The 25009-nt window shown below is 45.4% G+C and carries 27 protein-coding genes; 20 read left to right on the forward strand and 7 right to left on the reverse strand.

Going from position 1 to position 25009, the window contains the following annotated elements:
- The 6 genes from DK187_RS18475 (at nt 1) to DK187_RS18500 (ending at nt 3046) form a co-directional block, all read left to right on the forward strand.
- Nucleotides 1-459 (forward strand): DUF2867 domain-containing protein, encoded by a 459-nt coding sequence (locus tag DK187_RS18475; RefSeq protein WP_111608802.1) that lies wholly within the window; start codon nt 1-3, stop codon nt 457-459.
- Between the two features lie 36 nt (nt 460-495).
- Nucleotides 496-948 (forward strand): GNAT family N-acetyltransferase, encoded by a 453-nt coding sequence (locus DK187_RS18480; protein WP_162623557.1) that lies wholly within the window; start codon nt 496-498, stop codon nt 946-948.
- A gap of 119 nt (nt 949-1067) precedes the next feature.
- Complete coding sequence (locus DK187_RS18485) at nt 1068-1706, forward strand: glutathione S-transferase family protein (protein ID WP_111608804.1); 639 nt, start codon at nt 1068-1070, stop codon at nt 1704-1706.
- A gap of 14 nt (nt 1707-1720) precedes the next feature.
- Nucleotides 1721-2074, forward strand: a complete 354-nt coding sequence (locus DK187_RS18490; RefSeq protein WP_111608805.1) for a hypothetical protein — start codon at nt 1721-1723, stop codon at nt 2072-2074.
- Nucleotides 2075-2082: 8 nt separating this feature from the next.
- Nucleotides 2083-2622 (forward strand): nucleotidyltransferase family protein, encoded by a 540-nt coding sequence (locus DK187_RS18495; protein ID WP_188322890.1) that lies wholly within the window; start codon nt 2083-2085, stop codon nt 2620-2622.
- Nucleotides 2623-2668: 46 nt separating this feature from the next.
- Nucleotides 2669-3046, forward strand: coding sequence for a hypothetical protein (locus DK187_RS18500; RefSeq protein WP_111608806.1), 378 nt, complete (start codon nt 2669-2671; stop codon nt 3044-3046).
- A gap of 116 nt (nt 3047-3162) precedes the next feature.
- Here the strand turns inward: DK187_RS18500 and DK187_RS18505 are convergent, their stop codons facing one another.
- Complete coding sequence (locus tag DK187_RS18505; protein WP_111608807.1) at nt 3163-4050, reverse strand: helix-turn-helix domain-containing protein; 888 nt, start codon at nt 4048-4050, stop codon at nt 3163-3165.
- Between the two features lie 152 nt (nt 4051-4202).
- On the opposite strand from DK187_RS18505, the gene DK187_RS18510 reads away from it, so the two are divergent.
- From DK187_RS18510 to DK187_RS18540, 7 genes are all read left to right on the forward strand, one after another.
- Nucleotides 4203-5657 carry an aldehyde dehydrogenase gene (locus tag DK187_RS18510; protein WP_204355659.1) on the forward strand — a complete coding sequence of 485 codons (1455 nt, stop codon included), beginning with the start codon at nt 4203-4205 and terminating at the stop codon, nt 5655-5657.
- A gap of 195 nt (nt 5658-5852) precedes the next feature.
- Nucleotides 5853-6638 carry a coniferyl-alcohol dehydrogenase gene (locus DK187_RS18515; RefSeq protein WP_111608808.1) on the forward strand — a complete coding sequence of 262 codons (786 nt, stop codon included), beginning with the start codon at nt 5853-5855 and terminating at the stop codon, nt 6636-6638.
- A gap of 15 nt (nt 6639-6653) precedes the next feature.
- Nucleotides 6654-8099 carry an aldehyde dehydrogenase gene (locus DK187_RS18520; protein WP_111608809.1) on the forward strand — a complete coding sequence of 482 codons (1446 nt, stop codon included), beginning with the start codon at nt 6654-6656 and terminating at the stop codon, nt 8097-8099.
- 562 nt (nt 8100-8661) lie between these two features.
- Nucleotides 8662-9846 (forward strand): N(2)-acetyl-L-2,4-diaminobutanoate deacetylase DoeB2, encoded by a 1185-nt coding sequence (doeB2, locus tag DK187_RS18525; RefSeq protein WP_111608810.1) that lies wholly within the window; start codon nt 8662-8664, stop codon nt 9844-9846.
- Nucleotides 9847-9903: 57 nt separating this feature from the next.
- Nucleotides 9904-11163, forward strand: a complete 1260-nt coding sequence (locus DK187_RS18530) for an aspartate aminotransferase family protein (protein ID WP_111608811.1) — start codon at nt 9904-9906, stop codon at nt 11161-11163.
- Complete coding sequence (gene doeA, locus DK187_RS18535; RefSeq protein WP_111608812.1) at nt 11160-12440, forward strand: ectoine hydrolase; 1281 nt, start codon at nt 11160-11162, stop codon at nt 12438-12440. The genes DK187_RS18530 and doeA overlap by 4 nt, the downstream gene beginning before the upstream one ends.
- Before the next feature lie 12 nt (nt 12441-12452).
- On the forward strand, nt 12453-13814 hold the full coding sequence (locus DK187_RS18540) for an NAD-dependent succinate-semialdehyde dehydrogenase (protein ID WP_111608813.1): 1362 nt from the start codon (nt 12453-12455) through the stop codon (nt 13812-13814).
- A gap of 96 nt (nt 13815-13910) precedes the next feature.
- Here the strand turns inward: DK187_RS18540 and DK187_RS18545 are convergent, their stop codons facing one another.
- The gene (locus tag DK187_RS18545; protein ID WP_111608814.1) at nt 13911-14468 is read right to left on the reverse strand and encodes a CBS domain-containing protein; all 558 of its coding nucleotides are present in this window, start codon (nt 14466-14468) and stop codon (nt 13911-13913) included.
- 278 nt (nt 14469-14746) lie between these two features.
- On the opposite strand from DK187_RS18545, the gene DK187_RS18550 reads away from it, so the two are divergent.
- The 5 genes from DK187_RS18550 to DK187_RS18570 all read left to right on the forward strand — a co-directional run bounded on the left by DK187_RS18550 (nt 14747) and on the right by DK187_RS18570 (nt 18762).
- Nucleotides 14747-16078, forward strand: coding sequence for an alpha/beta fold hydrolase (locus DK187_RS18550; protein WP_111608815.1), 1332 nt, complete (start codon nt 14747-14749; stop codon nt 16076-16078).
- 96 nt (nt 16079-16174) lie between these two features.
- The gene (locus DK187_RS18555) at nt 16175-16708 is read left to right on the forward strand and encodes a glutathione peroxidase (RefSeq protein ID WP_111608816.1); all 534 of its coding nucleotides are present in this window, start codon (nt 16175-16177) and stop codon (nt 16706-16708) included.
- Between the two features lie 158 nt (nt 16709-16866).
- On the forward strand, nt 16867-17580 hold the full coding sequence (gene arsH / locus DK187_RS18560; RefSeq protein ID WP_111608817.1) for an arsenical resistance protein ArsH: 714 nt from the start codon (nt 16867-16869) through the stop codon (nt 17578-17580).
- Nucleotides 17581-17588: 8 nt separating this feature from the next.
- Nucleotides 17589-18017: an arsenate reductase family protein gene (locus tag DK187_RS18565; RefSeq protein ID WP_111608818.1), complete on the forward strand. Its 429-nt coding sequence runs from the start codon at nt 17589-17591 to the stop codon at nt 18015-18017.
- Nucleotides 18018-18093: 76 nt separating this feature from the next.
- Nucleotides 18094-18762, forward strand: a complete 669-nt coding sequence (locus DK187_RS18570; protein WP_111608819.1) for an NADPH-dependent FMN reductase — start codon at nt 18094-18096, stop codon at nt 18760-18762.
- A gap of 4 nt (nt 18763-18766) precedes the next feature.
- Here the strand turns inward: DK187_RS18570 and DK187_RS18575 are convergent, their stop codons facing one another.
- The 3 genes from DK187_RS18575 to DK187_RS18585 form a co-directional block, all read right to left on the reverse strand.
- Nucleotides 18767-19531, reverse strand: coding sequence for a hypothetical protein (locus tag DK187_RS18575; RefSeq protein WP_204355658.1), 765 nt, complete (start codon nt 19529-19531; stop codon nt 18767-18769).
- 152 nt (nt 19532-19683) lie between these two features.
- A complete protein-coding gene (locus DK187_RS18580) occupies nt 19684-21003 on the reverse strand; it encodes a YjiH family protein (RefSeq protein ID WP_223232190.1) in 1320 nt (439 codons plus the stop codon).
- Between the two features lie 286 nt (nt 21004-21289).
- Complete coding sequence (locus tag DK187_RS18585) at nt 21290-22399, reverse strand: tRNA-queuosine alpha-mannosyltransferase domain-containing protein (protein ID WP_111608821.1); 1110 nt, start codon at nt 22397-22399, stop codon at nt 21290-21292.
- 102 nt (nt 22400-22501) lie between these two features.
- Between DK187_RS18585 and DK187_RS18590 the strand changes: the two genes are divergently transcribed.
- The gene (locus tag DK187_RS18590) at nt 22502-23245 is read left to right on the forward strand and encodes a dienelactone hydrolase family protein (protein ID WP_111608822.1); all 744 of its coding nucleotides are present in this window, start codon (nt 22502-22504) and stop codon (nt 23243-23245) included.
- 41 nt (nt 23246-23286) lie between these two features.
- On the opposite strand, the gene DK187_RS18595 is transcribed toward DK187_RS18590, so the two are convergent.
- Nucleotides 23287-23841 (reverse strand): YaeQ family protein, encoded by a 555-nt coding sequence (locus DK187_RS18595; RefSeq protein WP_111608823.1) that lies wholly within the window; start codon nt 23839-23841, stop codon nt 23287-23289.
- Nucleotides 23842-24310: 469 nt separating this feature from the next.
- On the opposite strand from DK187_RS18595, the gene DK187_RS18600 reads away from it, so the two are divergent.
- Nucleotides 24311-24526, forward strand: coding sequence for a DUF1127 domain-containing protein (locus DK187_RS18600; RefSeq protein WP_111608824.1), 216 nt, complete (start codon nt 24311-24313; stop codon nt 24524-24526).
- Between the two features lie 197 nt (nt 24527-24723).
- On the opposite strand, the gene DK187_RS18605 is transcribed toward DK187_RS18600, so the two are convergent.
- Nucleotides 24724-24924 (reverse strand): helix-turn-helix domain-containing protein, encoded by a 201-nt coding sequence (locus DK187_RS18605; RefSeq protein ID WP_111608825.1) that lies wholly within the window; start codon nt 24922-24924, stop codon nt 24724-24726.
- Between the last annotated feature and the right edge of the window lie 85 nt (nt 24925-25009).

Raw genomic sequence — 25009 nt, forward strand, 5'->3', positions numbered from 1 at the left:
ATGAACAAGGTAATAAAAACGGAGTTGCCTCAAGACAGTCTGCTTCGTCATCGTATCCAACCATCCGATTTTGTCGATTGCTACTCAGTTCCGTCCAATCTATCACCTCGCCAAGCAACCGACATTGTTACCGATTTCCCTGATTGGGCGCGTCTATTGGTTAAAATACGCAATTCTGTGGTTTCTAAATTTGGCTTATCAAGCGATGGGCCAGAAGCCTCCGATAAGGTTGGCTTTTTCCCTGTTGAATCAGAAAATGATCATGAATTGATTGCGGGATTTGACGATAAACACTTGGACTTTAGGGTGTCTGTCATCTCTCAAGATGGACGAGTATTTTTATCAACATGGGTGCATCCACATAATATTGGTGGAAAAATTTACCTTAAAACCATTCTTCCCTTTCATATTTTAATTGTTCGGAACGCGTTGGTTCGCGTTCACACAATGAGCAACTAGAGAAAAATAGACCGTCTAGTGTGGTAAATAAAGCCAATGGAAATCACGTTAAAACCAATTTTGCAGCAAGAGTATGAGCTAAGGTTTTCTATCGTTAAGGAAGCCATCTATGAGCATGTTGATGCCGTTTTCGGCTGGGACGATGACTTTCAACGTAAAAGACTGATTGATGAATATGACCCGACTTGGTTTTACTGGATTTACAACAACGATCATAGAATCGGTATGCTTTGCTATAAACCATATGACAATTCCTATCATGTGCACCTATTAATTGTGTTTCCAGATTTTCAAAATCAGGGATTAGGTTATATGACTATGGATTATGTACATCAATTAGCCCAAGCTGAGCAACGAAAATCAATCACACTGTCTAGTTTCATTCGCAATGAAAAAGCCGTAAAGTTTTATAAAAAGTTGGGCTATGACATTACCAATGTAGAAAGTGATTTCTATGTTTTGACTCGACATTTTTCGGCCATAGAGTAGCACCACCTAGAAAACCCAATTATAGAAAGGCTCGACTATAAAGTGTGCTTAGTAGAAATAAAAAAATGACATTAGTAGCGGATGCAAAAGAATAAACTATTTCAGAAGGATCGACGCACTTGTACCAGTTATATTATTACCCGTTAAACGCCAGTATGGCTCCTCATTTCATACTTGAAGCCTTACAAGTTGATTTCGAGTTGACCCTTGTTGATAGAAACAGCAAAGCCCAAAAGTCTCCTAGTTATTTAGCACTAAACCCCGCTGGACGCATTCCTACCTTAATAGATGATGGCTTCGCCATTTTTGAAAGTGCAGCAATCTGCATACACTTAGCTGAATCACACCCAACATCTAATTTGATGCCGCCAATAGGCGATAAAAACAGGGCATTATTTTTTCAATGGCTGATGTATTTAACCAACACCTTACAAGCAGAGCTGATGATCTATTGCTACCCAGAGAAATACACAACAGAGATTAATAGCGTCAGCGGTATTCTCGCCGCACAAGACACAAGAATCACTGAAATACTAACGCTGCTTGACCATGAATTGGAAAGCAAAAGCTTCCTGGTAGGAGAAACAATCAGTGTCTGTGATTACTTTCTTTTTATGTTGGCCGTGTGGGCAGACGAACTAAAAAAACCACCTCTATCCTTCAAGAATCTTTCTCAATATCTACGCCAATTGGCTCAACATAAAGCGATCATTACAGTCTGTCAAAAAGAAGGCCTAAACCTTGCTGACTATCACTAAAGAAGGAAGCCAACATGCCTGAACTCAAAGCAGAAAGAGCCATCGCAGAAACATTCCTCAAGGAAATGCTGAGAGCCGATGACACGGGCAACTATGATTTGTTTGTGAAGCATTACGAAGAGGAGGATCTGATCAATTTCTCTCCCGAGCGTTTTGAGCAAGACATCAAACAGATGCAAGCCAGAAATGGTCGAAACGTGGGTTACGAGTATTTTTGGGCTTTTTTACAAGGCTATCACGACGGTAAACGTGACGCCTACTATCGGTTTGTGTGGAAAGGCATTTATGAAAAACGTGAAGCGCTTATCACTATTGGTATTCACCATAAAGATGATACTTGGTATATCAATGAGTCAACTGTTCGATAAAATACTACATGATAAATAAAATCATTCAGTTAATTGAAAAAGACCAGGTTCGAATAAGAGCGCTTGAGTGTGTCGCTTCTCTGGATTTACCTCAGTGCTATATTGCCGCGGGATTCGTAAGAAATTTAGTCTGGGATTCATTACATAACAAACAAATACCAACGTCGTTAAATGATGTTGACGTGATTTATTATGACACCAACGAAAGCAACGAGACCGCGCATCTAGAATATGAATCTCGCTTGTCAGCCTTGCTGCCAGAGCTAAATTGGCAAGTTCGCAACCAAGCCAAAATGCATTTAAGAAATGGCGATAAACCCTATCTAAACTTGATCGATGCAATGAGTTATTGGCCTGAAAAAGAAACAGCTGTCGCGATTCGCCAACTCGACAATCAAGGCTATGAATGCGTATCAGCCTTCGGCTTTGATTCACTATTTGACTTAAAGCTAAGTCATAATCCAAAACGTAAGAAAGCCATATTTGAACATCGTCTTTCATCAAAAAAGTGGCTGAAGCAATGGCCTAAGCTAACTCTAGAATCATAGTGAATTAACAACCATTTGAGTGACTAAAATCGGAGCCTTCAAAGATATGGACTGTCGTCGTAATATTCTATTCCTTGATGGTATAGCGGCATCTTGTGCTGGAGTCATCACCCTTTCGTACATAAGCTGGCTACAAGATTTGCATAAGTTACCCAAAGAGTTGCTCGTATCGATCGCCTTAATCAATTTATTTTACGCGGCCTATTCTCTCAGCCTCTCAATACTTAAAAATCGACCAACGATATTGATCATTGCCTTAATCATAGCGAACTCTATCTGGTCCATTAACTGCTTGAGATTAGCTTATAACTACGCAGATATTGCGAGCATATTTGGATTATTACACTTACTTGGTGAAGCGATATTTGTCGGTACACTCGCCTATTTAGAATGGCGATGGCGTAGAGCTTTAGTGAAAAGATAGTGGTTTAAGAAATTTTAAGCCACAAACCAAACCAAAGTCGCGATTCTTTCGATTGTGGTGAAGAAGAGTTGAATGCATTTCTCAAAACCCAAGCGGTGAAACACAGCCAATCCGACCTATGGCCAATCTGAAAAGTCTGGTGTGTGTTCATCGCGGTCAGGAACGTTTTTTTCATTGTATTGACGCTTAAACTGACTTGGCGAAATCCCCATCTCTTTTTTAAAAAAATGACTAAATTGACTGGCGTCGCCATAGCCAAGGTCATTGGCGATAGCCTGTATTGATTCCGTTGAGCGCTTCAGCTTTGTGGTGGCCTCAATTAACACTCGATTGTTAATCAGCTGCAAAGGCGACTTTTTCAGATTGCGCTGGCAAATGGCGTGTAACCGGTCATATGTCATGATGAGTTCGTCACAATAATAGGCGACTGTACGCCTATTTTTATACTCAATCTCAACCAGCTGACGAAACTGTTGCAGCGCCAGTTCATCCGGAGAATGAGTAAGACGAATGGATTCGATATTGCTCAGTCGATAAATACTGATTAGTAAAATCCGCATGATAGAACAAATGACCGAGCGAGAGCGCTTGTTAAGGGAAGATATTTCTGCACTTAACAGCTTTAACAGCGGCAAAATTTCTTCTTGAATGTCTGTTTTTGAGCAAGATGTAATGGTGAATTGCCGCATCAGTGTTTCTAATTTCATACTGTCCGAATCGGAGCCAGTAACCAGCGAACTGAGCTCATTACGATAACCTAACAGCCAAATTTGACTGCCTGCTGGCACCGATACCTTAGCCAGTTTTTTATGCGGAATGCAAAAAATAGACATCTCTGCAATATGGTGCGTTTCTTCCATAGTCACCGTTGCATCGCCAAGTTGTACCAGCCCCATTAAATTGAAATCCGTAAAATTGTCATTTCCTGTACTAAAGACCCGAGATTGCAAACTCGGTTGAATAAATTCAAACCGCACCATAGTGCCTATGATATTTGCCAACATAGACTTTCCCCAAAAATCGGCCAAATAAACCAGAAATCAACAACAATAACCCATAAATTAACATATTTATAAGCAATATACCTGTTAATATTGAAAACAGGCTCATCGACAGATAAAAAATATAATAGCGATAAGGTGAAATTTTGAGCATCATGTATAGCGATACAGACGTATCTACAGCGCCTAAGGTGAACTTATTCATTGGTGGTCAACCCTCTCCCGCTATGGCTGGAGGGTATTTTGAAAGATTGGACCCAAGTACAAACTTGGTGGCCTCTCGTGCTGCCTGTGGTCGATCAGAAGATGCCGAACACATGGTCGCTGTTGCGGCGGCTAATTTTGCAAAGTGGGCCACCACAGATGTGCTCGAACGCGCTGCCGTTCTTCGCCGTGCAAAAGCACTTATTCCTAAATATCGAGATCGATTTGCTCAATTAATGTTGAGTGAAATCGGCGCTGTTGATGATTGGGTGGATTTCAATGTCCAAGTGGCCGCAAATGCCATCGAAGCGGCAGTGACTCTAGCACTCAAATATCCATCGACATTACACACAGATGAAACATCAGATTCCTACACCATACGCCAACCGGCGGGAGTATGTCTTGCAATCGCCCCTTGGAATGCGCCCATTGTCTTGGCCATGCGTGCCGTCGTGTTTCCATTAGCCTTCGGGAACAGCGTTATTCTAAAAGCTTCTGAATTGTCTCCTGCAACACATTCACTCATTGCCGAAGTGCTTGACGAGGCAGGCGTCCCAAAAGGGGTTATTTCTGTGATGACCAATGCACCTGAGCACGCAGAAGAAGTCATTACCAGTTTTATAGCCAATCCCGCCGTCAGACGTATTAACTTTACGGGGTCAACTCGCATTGGCAAAATCATCGCCAGTATTTCCGCGCAACACCTGAAACGCTGCCTGCTAGAGTTAGGTGGTAAATCGCCACTGATCGTATTAAAAGACGCCAATTTAGAGTTAGCGGCAAAAGCCGCCGTCTATGGGGCTTTTTTGAATCAAGGGCAAATCTGCATGGCCACAGATCGAATCATTGTGGAGCAAGCCATTGCGGATGACTTTATCAAGACTTTAAAAAGCATGGTTGCCGATCTGGTGTCGGGCAATCCTCGCCACAAACACGTCAAGCTCGGGCCAGTTGCCAGCGCATCGATCGCCGCTCGATTGTCGGCACTGATTGAAGACGCGCTCGATAAAGGAGCAACACAAATCGCTGGGGCTGCTCGTCGCGGCCAATTTATCGACGCCACCTTACTCGACCATATCACGCCCATGATGCGGATCTACTCAGAAGAATGCTTTGGGCCCATTGCTGGCATTTATCGAGTCGATTCCCCCGAAGAAGCGATAACCGTTGCCAATAATTGTGAATATGGGCTTGCAGCCGCCATTTTCACTCGCGACCTGACGTTGGCACGAAACATGGCAAATCAACTCGAATCTGGCATGTGCCACATCAACTCCGCAACCATAAAAGACGACCCATCAATGCCTTTTGGCGGACTTAAGTCCAGTGGTTACGGACGTTTTGGTAGCGAAGCTTGCGTAGATGAATTTACCGAAGTGCGGTGGATCACGGTCGCCCCACCCTAGCTCGCATTCACTACTGTCAACTACCACAAAAATGGAAAGGAGGTTCTTATGAAAGCACGTCTATTAGCGTCACTCGCATCCAATTTGGCGAATGTAGAGCTTTACAAGCCCCCCCTGTTAACACTGATTAAGCCTTGATGAACGACCCTAGGTCATCCATCAAATACGCACTCGAAAAATAAAAAGGAGAACCATATGTTATTTGGTAAAACAATAGTAGTAACAGGTGTTTCAAGTGGTATTGGCCAGCGAACGGCTGAACTTGCGGCACAAATGGGCGCTAACGTTATTGGTATCGATGTCGTCAAACCTAAACACAATGTGGGTACTTTTTTAGAAGGTGACCTGTCTACTCAAGACGGAGTAGATAGTATTATCGACGCCCTTCCAAATGAAATAGATGCACTCTGTAATGTAGCAGGGGTATCTGGTACTGGTGGTGCAGCCATTACGTTAGCGATTAACTTTTTTGGACTAAAAGCACTGTCTGAAGGCTTGGCCGGAAAAATCCGCACCAGCGGCAGTATCGTGAATGTCGCATCGATGGCGGGGTTTGGTTGGCGTCAAAATACCCAACGCGCTTCTGCTATCGCTAAAATGGATGGCTTCCCCAACATTGAAAAGGTAATGGGCGATTTTGCTATTCCCAATGAACTGGGCTATCCGATTTCCAAAGAAATCCTCTTGGTTTGGACCATGTTGGCAGCACATCAAGACAGATTCAAGTCACGTAATATTCGAGTCAATGCGGTCTCACCGGGTCCGGTTGAAACCCCTATTTTGACTCAATTTCGCCATGTTCTAGGCGATGAACGAGTGAATTCAGACGTCAATCGCGTTGGCCGTGCAGGCACAGCAGCAGACATTGCTCCCGTTATTTTATTTCTATGCTCAGACGCAGCACGCTGGGTAAACGGCAATAATATTGCAACAGATGGTGGCTTAGAAGCCTCCGTTACCATTGAAGAATTAGCGCTTTAATCAGAGGAGAATACCATGACAGTCTTACTTAGTATCGGCGGACAAGATCTTTCAGCCAGCAACCAAAGCACGTTCTCACGTTTAGACCCAGTTACCGGTGAAGTGGCCTCAGTGTCTGCTCGTGCCACGCTTGATGACGTAAAAGCTGCCGTTCAATCAGCAAACGATGCCTTCAAAGGCTGGTCAAAAACAGGCCCGAGTGAACGTCGCGCTCTATTAAACAAAGCGGCTGACATTATGGAAACGAAGCAAGACGCTTTCATCCAAGCTATGATCGCAGAAACGGGTGCGACAGGGCCATGGGCAGGGTTCAACGTCATGTTGGCGGCGGGCCATATTCGTGAAGCGGCCGCATTAACCAGCCAAATGGGTGGCGAAGTCATACCTGCCAATAAGCCCGGTACCTTTGCCATGGCGGTGCAAAAACCCAAAGGCGTATGTTTGGCAATTTCACCATGGAACGCGCCGATTATTCTGGGCGCCCGCTCTGTGGCAACGCCTATCGCTTGCGGCAACACAGTAATTTTCAAAAGTTCTGAACTGTGTCCACAAACTCACCGTTTAATCGTTGATTGTTTTATTGAGGCAGGATTACCCAAAGGTGTCATCAACTTTGTGTCCAATGCCCCCGAAGATGCGGCCGAGATTGTGAAAGCGTTAATAGAGGCCCCTGAAGTACGCCACGTTAACTTCACCGGATCTAGCGCCGTTGGCCGAATTATCGGACGTCTTGCAGGGGAAAACCTAAAACCCGCATTGCTTGAATTAGGCGGTAAAGCACCACTTATTATACTTGACGATGCGGATATGGACGGCGCAGTGAATGCGGCTCTTTTTGGGGCTTTTATGAACCAAGGCCAAATCTGTATGTCGACAGAACGATTAATCGTAGCCGATGCCATTGCCGACGAATTTGTCTCTAAAATGGCCGAACGTGCGTCTAAATTACCTTGGGGGAACCCGCGCGATCAGGTCGTACTTGGTTCACTGGTCAACCCAGACGTCTCGAAAAAAATGCACGACTTAATCGACGATGCCGTCAGCAAAGGAGCGAAATTAGTGTGTGGTGGGGATAGCAACGGCTCAATGTTCTCTGCCACCTTGCTCGATAACGTCAGTGCAGATATGCGTATTTACAAGGAAGAAAGCTTCGGCCCGGTGAAGTCCATTATTCGAGTGAAGGATGATGAAGAGGCCATTCGAGTCGCCAACGACACTGAGTACGGCTTATCTTCCGCGGTTTTCTCACAGAACATCAACCGAGCGTTGGCCTGCGCTAACGCAATAGAAAGTGGTATTTGCCATATCAATGGACCCACCGTCGCAGACGAACCTCAAATGCCTTTTGGGGGTGTGGGAGACTCTGGATACGGTCGTTTTGGCGGTAAAGCAGGGATCGCAGAATTTAGCGACTTACGCTGGATTACCATTGAAGATCCAAACCAACACTACCCTTTCTAAACGCTCAGAAACTAGCGAACCATGACAGTTAAGTCATAAAAGACGCTGTAAATAGAGGATTTAATGCCAGTCTATTATTAAATAGATTGGCATTTTTTTGGCCAAAATAGCCTTCTACTCTGTTACTTAATAAAACCGCTACGGTCACTGTGTTTATCTTTCACTTTCTTAAATAAAATGCCTACTATATTTAGACATATAAACTCTTAATGAATTAATACTTACAAGACTAACAATTTGACATGACATTTATTTTTTATACGAACATTATGACAAATGCCTATTTTTAGGGCATTGGAGCGCATTTTTAGAGCAGATAAAAAAGCCTTTTATTATTGATAGAAAAGATTTTTTTTTAAAATTTATTCATTTTTTACATATTTTTCTATGTGTTTGTTTTGAGCGTTTTTTTTGGTGTCTTTTCTTTTATTTTAGTTTCATTTCTACATTTTCTTGACAGTATTATTATTTTTCACACTTGCAACCTCACCATTATTTAATTACTACTGTATGAAGTTTTTCAAATTTCGCTATGTATGTAGTCTTTTTTCAGGGAGGCGTTATGCAGAATTTATGGCAAGAAAACATTCTCTTCGCTGAAAAACTGCGCAAGCAGTTGCACGCTCATCCTGAGCTCGGTTGGCAGGAAAAAAATACGGCATCCTTAGTACGCCGTCAGCTTGATGCATTAGATATCCCATGGCGCGCTTGCGCCGACACCGGCACCATTGCTTGGCTCAACAAAGACGCTCAAGGCGCAGCGATTGCTTTGCGCGGCGATATGGATGCATTACCCATTGAGGAGCAGACTGGAAAAGCATGGCAATCCGTCAATCAAGGCTGCATGCACGCTTGTGGTCACGATGGACACACCGCCACCTTGCTAGCAACAGCACGTTGGTTAAAACACTTTGAAACAGAACTCCCCCAACCGGTTGTGCTGATTTTTCAGCCAGCCGAAGAAGGCTTGCATGGCGCTCGCGAAATGATCAAAGACGGCGCGTTAGAAAACGTCGGCGCGATTTATGGCTGGCACAACTGGCCTGCCCTGCCTTATGGCACCATGGCGTGCCCTGACGACATTGTCATGTGCGGTAATGGCACCTTCAATATGATATTCAAAGGTCGCGGTGGTCACGCTAGCCAACCAGAACTGTGTGCAGATCCCATTCTGGCCGCCAGCGCGGTCAATGTAGCCTTACAACAAATCGTCAGCCGTCGTCTTGCCCCACAAGCCACCGCCGTGATCAGTGTCACGCAAATACACGGCGGCACTGCGCCAACGGTGATTCCAGAAACAGCGACGTTAAGCGGCAGTATTCGTGTTCCTGACGAGGATACCCGTCAACAGCTCAACCAACACATTTCCGAGGTGGCCACCTATACCGCGGCCGCCTATGGTGTGAAGTGTACGATTGAACATGACATGCGTTATCAGGCGACTATCAATCATAAAGAGCAAGCCTCCCGAGCTCGAAAAGAGTGGCAGTCGTTGTACGGCGAACCCGCACTACATCATGGGCAAGCTCTGCCAATCATGGCATCAGAAGATTTTAGCTATTATCTACAAGCCGTTCCCGGTGCTTTTGCCTTAATTGGCAGCAATGATGGCGATGCGCACAGTGTGGCTTGCCACAGTCCACATTACGATTTCAATGATCGATTAATTGCCGATGTCTGCCGTTGGTTCTGCCAACTCGCAGGCCTCGCCGATCAATCACTACCTAAGCACTCACTAGAAGAGTAACAACCCAAAAAAACACGAACCAGCAACCGCTGTAGACAGAGGTTGATAGGAGGCGTTATGACTATTTTCGAACAACGAGAATCCAATATTCGAGCTTACGCTCGCACGTACCCAACGGTTTTTGTTACGGCAAAAAACGCCCGTCAAATTGACGAAGACGGTAAGGAATACATTGATTTCTTCGCGGGTGCTGGGGTGCTTAACTTTGGGCATAACAACCCACATATGAAAGCAGCCATGATCGATTATTTGCAAAAGGACGGCGTATTGCACAGTTTGGACATGCAAACTCAAGCCAAAGCGCAGTTTATGCAGAAATTTACCGACGTGATTTTAAAACCCAGAAACATGCCCCATCGCATGCAGTTTATGGGACCAACCGGCACCAATGCGGTCGAAGCCGCCATGAAACTGGCTCGTAATGCCACGGGACGCCATAACATTGTCGCCTTTAGTCAGGGTTTTCACGGCATGACATTGGGCGCATTAGCCGCAACGGCCAACGAGTATTTCCGTCAAGCCTCTGGCGTGCCTTTATTGCATGTCAGTCATGAATTGTTTGACCAAGAGCACGATCATGAAGCCGCTCTCACAGCATTAGATGCCTTAGGTCATCAGTACCGTGACCCATCCAGTGGTATCAAGCCACCAGCGGCCTTTATGGTCGAAACCATCCAAGCAGAAGGCGGTGTCAACGTCGCCAGTAAAGAGTGGATGCAGAAGTTAGAAAAGCTTGCCAAAGAGTTCGGTTCTGTATTGATCGTTGACGACATTCAAGTGGGCTGCGGTCGCACCGGGTCTTATTTCAGCTTTGATGACATGGGCATCAACCCCGATATCATTACCTTGGCCAAAGGCATTGGCGGCGCAGGCACGCCGATGGCGATGAACTTGGTTCATCCAGATTTGGACAAGCATTGGTCGCCAGGCGAACACACGGGCACCTTCCGTGGACAAAACTTGTCGTTTGTCGCGGGGGAAGTCGCCCTACGTTACTTTGAAGACGACAAGCTAATGTCGGAAGTCTCAGAAAAAGTGAATACCATCCGCCATGCGCTGGAACCTTTGGTGAGCGAACACAGCGCCAAAGAACTGCGTGGCAAAGGTTTGATCCTTGGTCTCGACATGGGCAGCGGCGACGTGGCCGCCAAGGTAGTGCAACGCTGCTTCAAAAACGGCTTGATGCTGGGCGCCTGTGGCAGCGGCGGTCGAGTCTTAAAGATCATTCCACCTTTGACGATTCCTGACGCGGATTTAATAGAAGGGTTGGATATTTTGAAAGACGCCGTACGTTTTGTAATGGAGGAAGCCGCATGATTGAACGCGATGACATGACCTTTACTTTTGCAGAATATCAACGCCGCTTGGGTGAACTGCGCGCTCGCATTGCCGAGCGCCGTTTGGATGCCGTCGTGGTCACCGATCCAGAAAATATTACCTATTTAACCGACTATCAAACCACAGGCTATTCCTTTTTTCAGGCGCTGGTGATTCCCCTCGAAAAAGAGCCCTTTATGATCACTCGGGCGTTGGAAGAATCGAATATTTTTGCTCGCACTTGGGTCGAATTAACGCGTCCTTACCCAGATACGGGGGATGCCATTCAAATGTTGGTGGACGCCCTACGCGAATTTGGTTTGGCCGACAAACGCATTGGCTATGAACGCAACAGTTATTTTTTCCCTGCATACCAGCAGGATTACATTCATACCACCTTAAAGAACGCTAAGCTGATGGATTGCTTCGGCATTGTGGAAGAAGGCCGAATCTGCAAATCGCAAGAAGAAATCGCCATTATGCGTCGCGCCGCGTTGGCAACCGAAGCGGGCATGAAAGCGGGCATTGACATTTGTCGTCCCGGCATTACCGAAAATGAAATCGGCGCTGAAATCGCGGCCGCCATGTTCCGTGCTGGCGGTGAAACGCCCGCCGTTATGCCGTATGTCACCTCTGGACCAAGAACCATGATTGGTCACGCCACTTTTGAAGGCCGCACGGTACAACCCAACGAGCACGTCTTTTTAGAAGTGGGTGGTTGTTATCGTCGTTACCACACCGCCATGATGCGCACCGTGATTCTTGGTGAACTATCCGATGCCATGTATCAGTCGCAAGAAGTCATGAAACGCGCGCTCAATGAAATTCATCGAGTGGTGCAACCAGGTATGACGGTGTCGGACGTAGACAACATGGTGCGCAATATCATTATGGACAACCAAGTGGGTGCGAGTTTAATCACACGATCCGGTTACTCCATAGGCATCGCCTTCCCACCCAGCTGGGACGAAGGCTACATCATCAGTTTAAAACAGGGCAATTCTGCGGTACTCAAACCGGGCATGACCTTTCATATGATTCCATGGATGTGGGGTATTGAAGGCAATAAAACCTGCGGCATTTCAGACACCATCGAAATCACCGAAGACGGTTGTCGCTCTTTCTTTAACTTAGATCGAGATTTCACCGTTAAGCCCTTAAGCATCGAACAAGAAAGGACAAAACTCGCTATTGATCTGTCCAATACACGGCCAGCACAAGAAGAGAGTAAAAAAGCCAAATCACATGCCAAGCAAGCCGAAAAAGCAGCCAGTTGATACGAGGTGATTATGTTAGAAACCATCAATCCAACCACAGGCCAAGCCCTACCACCGAGCCCGTCATTAAGCTTAGAACAGGCACACGCCACCATCGATAAAGTGGCGAACGGCTTCGCAGAGTGGAAAACCAAAAGCTTTGCTAAGCGAACGGCTGTGTTAAAAGCCGTGGCGGCTTCGTTACGGGACAACCAAAACGAACTGGCCAATTTAATGGCGTTAGAAATGGGCAAACCAATAAAGGAAGGCCTTGCCGAAGTGGAGAAAAGCGCTTGGTGTGCCGACTACTATGCCGAACACGGTGCCGATTTTTTAGCGCCCGAATCGCTTGAATCCGACGCCAGTCACAGTTATGTGCAATACCCGCCTCTTGGTACCGTATTAGGCATCTTGCCTTGGAACGCGCCAGTTTGGTTGGCATTGCGTTTTCTGGCTCCAGCCTTAATGGCAGGCAACACTTGCGTATTAAAAGCTGACCCGAATGTACCGGCCACAGCAAACAAATTGGTCGAATGTTTTTATCAAGCTGGCGTACCTGAAAACGCAGTCGCCAATCTGGCAGTACCTAACTCGGTAGCCAGTAAAATGATCGATCACCCGAAAGTAAAAGCCGTGTCGTTTACGGGTTCTAGCAAAGCGGGACAATTTATTGCCTCGCAAGCCGCAGCGGGATTAAAACCCGCCGTATTAGAACTTGGCGGTTCCGATCCTTGTATATTAATGGCCGATGCGGATTTGGAAAAAGCTCTCGACATAATTACCCTGTCGCGCATGATCAACGCAGGGCAATCTTGTATTGCAGTAAAACGCTTATTCGTCGAAAAATCCATTTATAGCCAAGTTTGTGAAGCGCTACGAGAACGCTTTAGCAAACTCAAATGTGGCGACCCAAGAGACGAAACTAACAATCTTGGTCCGTTGGCAAGAGAAGATTTGCGTGATCAGCTGCATCGCCAAGTATCGCAAAGCATCGACGCCGGTGCGCGCTGTTTAACCGGAGGCGATTTGCCATCTCGTTCGGGGTTCTTTTATCCACCAACGTTATTGGTCGACGTCAAACCCGGCATGACGGTGTTTGAAGAGGAAACCTTTGGGCCAGTGCTCAGCGTGACGCCGATTGAGACGATTGATCAAGCGCTGGAACTGGCGAACGACACGGAGTATGGCTTAGGCGCCAGCATTTGGACCAGTAATCAAGCGACCATAGATCGAGCGATTAAAACACTGGAATCAGGACAAATTGCCGTCAATGGCATCGTAAAAAGCGACCCTAGATTGCCATCGGGCGGGATTGGTAAATCTGGCTATGGTCGTGAACTTGGCCCGCAAGGCATACGCGAATTTGTCAACGTGCAACAGATTTGGATTGCTTAAACTCTAGCGTTTCCTACTCATAAAAAAAGAGCCTCAAGTCAAATAAGGCTCTTTTTCATATCAATACATAAAACAACTAGCTGTCTTATGTCGACTTTAAAGTGTCGCGGTAAATACTTTAGAGAAACTGGTTTTTTCTTGAATGTCGATATTTAAACGAAGTCTACGAGAGATATCACTGGCAGAGAAAATGCCGCGAATCTTGTGATTTTCACGGTCAAGAACCAGACAGTGACGCTCACCGTTGTTTTGAAGCGCGGTGATCACGTCAGAAATAGTGGCTTTAGAAATATCCTGCCAGTCCAACGCTTTTAGATTTTTTTTAGCCGTCATCAAGTCAGCGACAACAATTTCTGCTCGCTCTAAACCTTCCGATACTTTTTGAACAATTTTGCGTTCAATAATATCGTCAGAGCTCACAACGCCAATAAAATGCTCTTTTTCGTCAACAACAAATTTCAGTCTCACATGCTCTTTTTGCATTAGCTCTTTAACTTTTAATACGGGTGAAGTGGACTCAACCACCAGAGGTTTGTTATTTTGAAAATCCGTAAAAAAAAGCAATGCTGAAGAATCGATAGTCAGATCGTAGTTTTCTTCAGGCCACGCTAATTCATCAACGTTGGTTGTTGGGTAAAAATCAAGTTTCTTCATATAAAGGCACTCCGTAGCGCTGTCGTGTCGTAAATGGAATATGGATGGTGTCTATCCATAAGCATATCTAATCATTTTGCTTAGAGTAATAGATTGCTACTAAAAATAACAATTTCAAGCCTAGAGAACAACGCCACAACAGATTCTGCGTCGTTTTTCAGCAGACTCAAAAACACCTTAATAATCAAGACTGATAGATAAAAACATTCGAACGCCCGTGTCTACTAATGCTAAAGTGGCAGGCAATCTATATCGCTATTTAACAATAATGGGACAATATGAACACAGCACAGCAGCAATACAAGATGAAAGGCATGCTTATTACCGAGTATGAGTTGGAGGTTCCGTTGGATTGGCGTCCCTTTAACAAGAACTTTAATAACAACCCTAATAACAGCCCAAGCATTATGCTGTTTGCTCGTGAGGTGGTGGATGTCAACCGCGTCGACGAAGAGCTACCCTTGTTATTGTTTTTACAAGGTGGCCCTGGCGGCAAGTCCCCTCGTCCTATGCCAGGTTCACCGTCTTGGATGGTGGAAGCGTTAAAAACCCATCGTGTTATCTTGATCGATCAGCGTGGCACGGGGCGCAGCAGTCGTATCGATACCAATCTGATCAGTCAATTGTCCGCCGAAGACGGTCGTGATTATCTGCTTAAATTCCGTGCCGACAGCATAGTGGCCGACTGCGAACACTTACGTAAAACGGTGTATGGCGGGCATTTATTTGAAACTTTGGGACAAAGCTACGGTGGTTTTATCACGCTGACGTATTTATCCCAAGCACCAGAGGGCTTAGCCGCGTGTTATGTTACGGGCGGCTTGGCTGGTTTAGAAGAATCCGCACAGGAGGTTTATCAGCTCACCTATCAGCGCGTGATCGAGAAGAATCAAGATTATTATGCTCGCTATCCAGAAGACGCCAAGGTCATGGCGAAGATCGCACAATGCCTAACTAACGAAACAGTGCTTTTGCCTGATGGCGATCAACTCACGCTAGAACGCTTCCAAAGCATTGGCATCCTATTGGGAATGGGACCAGGCATTGATCAAGTACACTGGTTAGTGGATGAAGCGTTTTCAGGCAGCGATAAAACACGTCTTAGCGATGCGTTTTTAGAACAGGTCATGAACCTCACCAGCTATCACGAAGGCCCACTGTTTGCGACAATTCATGAAAGCATTTATGGTCAACCTAATAAAAGTACCAACTGGGCCGCGCAACAACTGCGCGGGCAATGGAGTGAATTCAGTACACCTCATGAGCCTTTGATGTTGACGGGCGAAATGATTTACCCGTGGATGTTTGAGCAAATTGCATCGTTACGACCTTTTGCTGGCGCAGCAAATGCCCTTGCCGACTATAAAGATTATGCGCCCTTATACGATCTAGAGAAGCTGTCAAAAAACAAAGTACCTGTGGTGGCAGCGGTGTATCACAATGACATGTATGTGCCGCGTGAACTGTCATTAAAAACCGCCAAGCAAGTCGCCAATACTCAAATTTGGCTTACTAACAGTTATGAGCACGATGGCGTGCGTCAATCGCCAGAGGTGTTCTGCAAACTGCGTGAATTACTGTTAGATCAAGGTGGTCCGTTAAACGCCTAAACGCACTTGGTCTTAGGTTATGCATTTTTTCCGCATTGTATTCAGCAACAAACCGCTAAGCTGTTAGCATTGCACACAAATTAATAAGGAGTTGTTATGAGTCACCCGCTAAACCTAACGGTTAATGACATTCAAGGCAAAAGCGTTGATTTATCCACTTATCAAGGCAAAACGGTTTTAATTGTCAACGTTGCATCTAAGTGCGGATTAACGCCACAGTACGAAGGCCTTGAAGCCTTGTACAAAAAATACCATGAGCAAGGGTTGGAAATTCTTGGGTTCCCGGCGAACGATTTCGCAGGACAAGAGCCAGGCAGCGATGAAGAAATACAGCAGTTTTGTAGTCTAACGTACGACGTCACCTTCCCCATGTTCAGCAAGATTGTTGTTACTGGTGAAAACAAGCATCCTTTGTACAAAAGCTTGATTGCTGCAGCACCTGTTACGCCAAACCGTGATGCTATGGTCACCATGTTGGCCGGTCATAAAATAGAAGCAACCAAAGCGCCTGAAGTGGTGTGGAACTTTGAAAAATTCTTGATCACTAAAGAAGGCAAAGTTCACCGCTTCTCGCCAGATGTAACACCTAAAGACGATGCGCTTGTGGCGGAGATTGAAGCCGATTTATAGGCCATCAACCTTAGGCTCTTTGCGCATCACCATCATGCCAGCCTGGTTTTTAAAAAGTAGGCTGGCATTTTTTATACAGTGGCTTCTAAGAATAGGTTGAATATATGGATAATCAAATATATGATTATCCATATATTTTAATACTTGGCTGAACTGTAATGACGCAAAACGACTTAACCCACATCGACTTCACACAGCTAGAAACACCAGATTTTCATCGCTTTACTTCCACACCTTCTACCCATAAACCACGCATTTTATTGTTATATGGCTCCTTACGGGAACGATCTTTCAGTCGTTTAGTGATTGAAGAATGCGCTCGGATCCTTGCCCATTTTGGCGCTGATGTAAAAATATTTAACCCTGAAGGCTTGCCTCAAACCGACAGTGGCGATGACCAACACCCTAAAGTGGTCGAACTACGTGAGCTAATGATGTGGTCAGAAGGACAAGTATGGTGTTCGCCAGAACGTCATGGGTCGATGACCAGCATTTTCAAAAGTCAGATAGATTGGGTTCCCTTAAGCATCGGCAGTGTGCGCCCCACGCAAGGAAAAACGCTTGCGGTAATGCAAGTCTGTGGCGGTTCGCAATCGTTTAACGTCGTAAATCAATTGCGTATTTTGGGACGTTGGATGCGCATGTTTACCATTGCCAACCAATCTTCTGTTGCGAAAGCGTTTTTAGAGTTTGATGACAACGACAGAATGAAACCTTCGGCTTATTACAATCGCATTGTGGATGTTATGGAAGAGCTAATGAAATTCACGCTGTTATTAAGAGACAACGCCGAATACTTGGTTGACCGCTACTCTGAACGAGTTGAATCTGCCGAACAATTAAGCCAACGCGTCAATCAATCTTCAATCTAGGAGTGACCATGATCGTTATTCATCACAACCCAGACTGCGGCACATCTCGTAACGTACTTGATATCATTACCGACGCGGGCTATCAGCCGATTGTCATCGATTACCAAAAGGAAGGCTGGACGAAAGCGCAGTTATTGGCGTTATTTGCAGCCGCTGATTTAACACCCAAAACCGCCCTAAGAGTCAGTAAATCCCCAGCCGAAGCGTTAGGCTTACTAAACGAAGGCGTATCGGATGAAGACATTTTGCAAGCCATGTTGAATCACCCTATTTTGGTAAATCGTCCCATTGTGTGCACGAGCAAAGGGGTGAAATTATGCCGCCCAAGTGAATCGGTGCTGTCATTGCTCGACAAATGGCCAGCAGGCCCTTACTACAAGGAAGACGGAGAATGTATTTTAGACGCGGATGGCAAGCAGGTCATTAAGCCAGACTAAGCACTCCCATTGCACCATGCTGCTCTTGATAGAAGAGAGTAAAACAGGCACTCACGTTATCAATAAAGAGAACACCATGAAAGTACTGGTATTTTTAGGAAGCGTTCGAGACAGCACTCCGCCTTCTCCAGCCCGGCTGGGCGAACGAGTCGCTCTTGCCTGCGTTCACTATCTTGCAGAACATTTTTCAGATCTGTCGGTTGAATTGATCGACCCGCTGGACTATCCACTGGATACGATTTTTAAGCCCCATTTTTCCTACCATCAAAACAAGGTGCCAGAGCAATTGGATGCCCTCGCCACAAAAATCGCCCAAGCCGATGCTTATGTGATGGTTAGTCCAGAATACAACCACTCTATGAGTCCAGCACTCGCGAATCTTCTTAACCATTTTGGCGCGTCGCTGTTTTCTTACAAACCCAGCGCCATTGTCACCTACTCTGCTGGGCAATGGGGTGGCGCACGCGCGGCTGTGAACATGCGTACTTTTTTAGCAGAACTGGGCTGCTTGCCCGTATCAGCCATGATACACATCCCCAACGCTCAAACGGTTTTTCAGCAAGATGGCGACTATCTGCAAGACAAAGAACACTGGCAAGAGTATTTGGGACGCACTTTTAATCAGCTCTGGTGGTGGACAGCCGCGACGAAACAACAGCGTGAAATCCTTGACCCACGCACATTGGTAAAAGATTTGAAGCGAGATCCCTCACAGCGCAATGCACCAAACAGCCAATCCAACTGACTGCTTAGGCTTGCTTGAGGAAAGATAGGCGTCGCAGTGTTTTCATGCGGCGCCATGTTTTGGCATTTAGCTTTTTATAAATCCACAGACAACCAATATCGAAACCGAAGTAAAACACGCTGATCCCACTCGGTGGATTACTGCTAGGAATAAAAGAGATCTGATTGAACCAAATATCAGGCCAAACCCAGCACTGATAATAGGTGCCCAGTAATTCTAAATACACTACCATGTAAAACATGATAAGAAAAAACAATTCATTACCAGGGGTCTTTTTCAAAAAAAAGAGAATGCCCAACATACAGAGAAAGCCAAATACGTCCTTATCAAGCACCAACCATAAGCTGGAATACACCATCATTCCCCAGTACAGAAACGACACAACGCGTGTCTTGTGGCGCTGGATAATTTTTTCTTTTTGCAGAGAAAATACAGCCGCATAAATAAGGCTATGACCAAGGGGAACATAAAGCGGAACGTTTTCCAGCCGATATTCATACATGCCCAACAGCATAGAAAAAACCACTTCACCAAGAAGTGCCAGTACGACACCGTACAACATCAATTTTTTGATTTTGGACGTAACGTGAGAATACACCCACGCAAAACACAACAGCACCAAGCCATTGGTGACCCATTGATTGTATTGAACTTGCTCGGACACTGTTTGACTGTCGAGAAAAAGCCCTAGCCATAACACAAGCAACACGAGAAGGTAGATAGAGGTAAATTGAAGTTTTGAAGTCATGTTTGAATGATAAGGAAACATGGCGAATGACACCACTAGAAATACACGACTTAACACTCAAAAAGGGCACTGGCAGCATCCCTGCTCCCCTATCATCTCGATTCCCACATCATCAGAAGTTAAAAAACGCGGAGTCGAGCGGTGTATTCAAGGAACCAACAACTCTCTAGAATTTATTGAACAAACTGCTCCGCCCAAAACGCCACTGGTGAGGCGATCAAAATGGTCAAAGCCACACGTTGATACCAAACAATCAGCATTTGCTTAATGCTTAGCGGAATCTCGGTCGACAAAATACAAGGAATCGACGCAGAGAAGAAAAGAATCGATGAAATAGACACCACACCAACCACAAACTTCACCACGAAGACGCTTTTCGCAGCGATCAACGCAGGCAAAAACATTTCTGCCAAACCTGTCGCCGACGCCGTGGCCACCATCATTGGATCGGGCAATTGTGCGATCCACGCGAATGGGTAAAACAAGTAACCAATCCATTCAAATACCGGCGTGTATTTTGCCAATAACAAACCACACAACCCAACCGACATAATAGAAGGCAAAATACTCATTGCCATTAACATGCCTTCTTTGATGTTTTGTAGAATGTTACGAGCGATGGGAGCGGCATTGTTCGCTACTTCCAGACCTTCCAACGCAGCTTGTTTGAAACGAGAATGCTCAAACACCTCTAGCTCACGATTTTGTGCGGTGTTATCCATTTTGCTCAGCGGGAATAATCTCACTGTGATGGCCGTGACCACAAAGGTAATCAATAAGGTTGCCCAGAAAAAGACGTTCCAGACCTCCATCAAGCCTAATGTTTTTGCCACAATCACCATAAAGGTGGCTGACACCGTGGAAAAGCCAGTCGCAATAATCGCGGCTTCTTTTGCCGAATATTGACCAGATTTATAAACTCGGTTGGTAATCAACAAACCAATAGAATAACTGCCCACAAAAGACGCCACCGCATCAGTCGCAGACTTACCCGGCGTTTTAAACAAGGGTTTCATAATTGGCTGCAACAGCACGCCAGCAAACTCAAGCAAACCGTAACCTATCAAAAACGCCAAAAATACCGCACCAATCGGCACAATCAGCCCAACAGGAACAACCAGCTTGCTAAACAAAAACGGCAACATATCTTTTTCGAATAAAAAAGCAGGCCCAACAGAGAAAAATGCCATCGCAGCCGTTACCACACCCAAAACTTTAAAAATAGACAACACAGTTTGGGTTTTACTGGCGCGCCAGCTACCCGATATGAAGGGGTAAGCACCGCCAGCCAACACCACTAAAATAGCGTAGATTTCCGTCATTTGAGCGTAGTCACCGCGTAACCAGGACACAATATGATCCAGCGGTATGGTTTCTTTTCCACCGACGCTGATCGGAATGAAAAAGACAAAAATACCAATGCAGCTATAGGCAATGAGTTTAAGAAGAGACAGTGGAGACACGGCTCCAGACTTTGGATCAGTAGCATTCATGTGAAGACTTCCTATGAGAAGGTTATTAATCACAAGATAAAAAGCAACAAACATACCAACATGTATATACATATAAAAACACGCTAAAAATGCTTATTTTCTCTTAGGACTAATATTCGATTATTGTTATTTTGACCATCAAGGCTGAGAGAATCGCACATAATAAGCGCAAAATAAAGAATTATGCGCTTATTTGAATCACGACCACCTGAAGCAGACCATCACGAAAAAGAAGAAGGATTTTTTATATGAAGACTAAATTTTTAAGTTGTCTATACATAAAGACTCAAGATACGGTTTGTCTGATCAGCTCCTCATATTTCGCCAATAAATATTCGACTTGATACTGACTCACATCGGGGGCTTTAACATCATTCGCGACAACAGACTGAATCAAGTCCACGGCTCGTTTCGCTTCATGATGAATGTCTTTTAGATCACTTTGATAAAGATGCGGCATATCATTGCGCTGATCGCCAAACAATTCAGGGTAAACCTGCCTATTCGGCAATACCGGCACACAACCAAGCGCAACCGCTTCCAATACCGCAAGCCCTTGAAACTCGTGCAATGCGGTAGACAACACAAGGTCAGACGACGCCAGAAAATCTAGGTAATCCGCTCGACTCGGCGCGTAGCCAAATTGCCTTATTCGGTGGGCGAACTTGGCTTGGATGAGATCAAATTCTTTTGGAATAGAACGAAATTGCTCACCAAGAATGGCAATGTCATAGTCTATTTGGCGGCGCTCTAATTCTTCTAAAATCGCCAGTAACCGGTCTGGCCCTTTGTCAAACTCCCAACGTGCCGACCATACCAAGCGGACACGAGCAGAAGGTCCCGTGGCCCCTTTCAATTCAGCACAATGCGCAATATCCAAAGGCACAGGCAAAACCTGCGCTTTATCTTCGGTGTTATTGAGCCAATCTGGTGAGACATAATCCGGCAGCTTCTTCAACAAGGCCCGGGCACCGGCAAAAAAAGACGCTTTATTAAACTGGCTATTGAACACACAGCAATCCGCCGCCAAAGCACTGTATAAGGTCACCATCTGCATTTCTATTAAGCCTTGTTGCTTATCGCTGGCTGGGTAAGCAAATTGGTTTTCATGGAAATACAGTATCCAAGGAACATTCTGCAAATCAGGGCAAAACGCCTTTAAACCAACGCAATCCGTCATCGAAGTGGCAATGACCAAATCGTAGGACTTTTCTAAAATGGGCTTAAATTTTGGATCAAACGCAAAGCTCATGGCATTACCGCGAATCCGCCATGCGAAGTGTCGAGCGGGCAAAGACAAATACTCCCAATTGTGCTGACTCAGCCCCTTCATTAAGGTATGTGCCCATGCTTTATGGCTGTTGGCTTCATAAGCACTTATCAATAAAATTCGCACCGTACTTTTCCCACTCATCTGTTTAATTTTGCGTTTGCGGCTGGCTCATCAGGGTTGGGTCGAATATCATGTAAGCCAGTAACACATTCTTTGAGGAAAACCATGATCATTCAATGCCACGACGAAGATATTAACACGCCAACAGGCACGATGCGCTGTACCGTTTATCGCCCTAAAGCAGACGGCCGCTTTCCATGTATTTTCTTCTATTCCGAGATTTTCCAACAAACCGCGCCCATTGCGCGTTCCGCTGCCATTATGGCGGGTCATGGCTTTGTGGTGATTGTTCCAGAAGTGTTTCACGAACTTAACCCCATCGGTACAGTGTTAGGCTATGACGATGAAGGCAAGGACAAAGGCAACGCAGACAAATTTACCAAAACGTTAGAAGCTCATGATAGCGATACGGTGGCCATGCTAACGCACTTCGAACAACAAGCTTACTGCACAGGACAATTCGGCTCCATGGGCGTTTGCTTGGGCGGCAATTTGGCTTACCGTGCGGCGCTTCATCCACGCATTCAGGCATCTTTTTGTTTGTACGCGACAGACATTCATTCAAACACCATTCCTTGCAACGAAGGCAATGACTCTTTCACTCGCACCAAAGAGATTCAAGGGGAATTAGTCATGGTGTGGGGCAAACAAGACCCGCACGTTTCCACGGTAGGACGTCAGAAGATTTACCAACAATTGATCGATACGGACCGCCTATTCACTTGGCATGAATTCAACGGCCAACACGCTTTTATGCGTGACGAAGGCGATCGTTACGACCCTGCCCTCGCCTTAGAATGCTACAACAAAGCCGTAGCGTTATTTCAACGCACTTTGCATAAAGCTTGATCACTCAACACTCAAACCCAACAACAAGAAACGAGGCGAGCTTATTGCTCGCCTCGCCACATTGGTGTCATCTGGCATTCGCCTAGCTCACCCGAAATCCACATATCGCCATCTTGGATCGTCACATTCAATTGCATAGATCGAGTGCAAATCTTCGCTAAGGCTTCCACTTGCGCCTCAGGGAAACGCAACACACGCATGTTCTCAAAGCGGCTGTTTTTGCCTTTGTTTTGTTCCCACCAGATGTCCGATTTATCATTGTAGTTAACAATAATGACTTGCTGAGCTCGACCGCACGCCTTGCGCAAACGTTTCTCGTCTGGCTGGCCCAATTCGACCCACAGCAAAATCTCATCGGAATAATTCTTCTGCCAAAGATCTGGCTCGTCTTCGGTGCTAATGCCTTTGCTGAAACTCAACTGCTCGCTGCCTTCTTTCTCATCAGCCAATAAAGCAAACGCCGCCAAACGCACCATCATGCGTTCTTCCGTTTCAGAAGGGTGTAATGCCAAGGTCAATTCATAACTTTGGTAATGGTTTCGATCCATATCGGATACTTGAACCGATGCTTTATAAATTGTTGCTTTCGTTGCCATGCGCTCACTTACTAGGTTTATTAACGATGAAAAAAGAGGAACCAGAAAATCGCGACGAATTGTACAGCAAAAAACGCCGCTAATACCGCACTAAACAGACTGTTTTTTCTCGTCATAAACGTATTTGTTAAGCCCAAAAAAAGAACTGTTATTTCGATATAAGTGATTGACATAAGGCTTAAAAACGGGCTCAATAAAAAAGCTCATTGATGAGCAAAAATTACACAATGCATTACGCAATCAATACAACCCAAAGTTAAGGAGAAGCACAATGACTATTTACACGCTACATCATTCTACTTCCTCCGTCGCAACTCGCCTGAATAATCGAGTACGTAAAACTTTGTCCACGCGTTCAATGCCTGTGTAATACACCATTGACCGCGGAATTTACGCGGTCACCTCTGTAAGAAACACCCCGTAAGTTCCGCCAAAACTCACTATTAAATGTTAATTTTGGAGAAAACTTATGAGCATCATCGCCCTATTCAACGCCGCTAAAGAGTATTTCGAAGCTCGTCGTACCAACCAAGCCTTTCGTCAGCTTGACGACCACTACTTGAAAGACATCGGCTTCTACCGCGACAACGGCCACATTCGTCCATTGGCTGGCAACAAAGATTTGGACAATGAAACAAAAGGCCACGTTCAAATACCACCGGGTGAACAACCGAGCGACGGGTGACGAGAGAGTCACCTTAGAAAGACTCTAAGGTGACGGTAAACCACTGGGCCGGATAGCCAAAACGCCTTTTACTACACTGTAATAAAAGGCGTTTTTTATGGTCTTTAAGACCCCTTCTAACCTCTGTTTTAGCCCTATCGTTTCGTCATGAGGCTCATGGCATCAGAACGATGCGATGAAATCGGATCGCTGACGGACTATTTACCCTCATGATCTTTCAGCAAATCACTTTCTGTGACCTGACCATTCGTTGCTTGCGAGATGCGCCGGATGTATTTTGCTGGAGAGCGTTTATGAACATGCAACCAATTCCAAACATGAGCTTGTTTCACTCCTAGCATTTTAGCGAGCGCCGTTTGACTCCCTACAATTTCGACCGCTTTAGCGATGGCTGACATATAACCTCCCTTAACAACCTTTACTGTATCTAATGACAGTTTTTATTGTTTGTCAAATACAGATAAAGTTGTAATCATTCCCATC

The sequence above is a fragment of the Marinomonas arctica genome (assembly GCF_003259225.1).
GTDB lineage: Bacteria > Pseudomonadota > Gammaproteobacteria > Pseudomonadales > Marinomonadaceae > Marinomonas > Marinomonas arctica.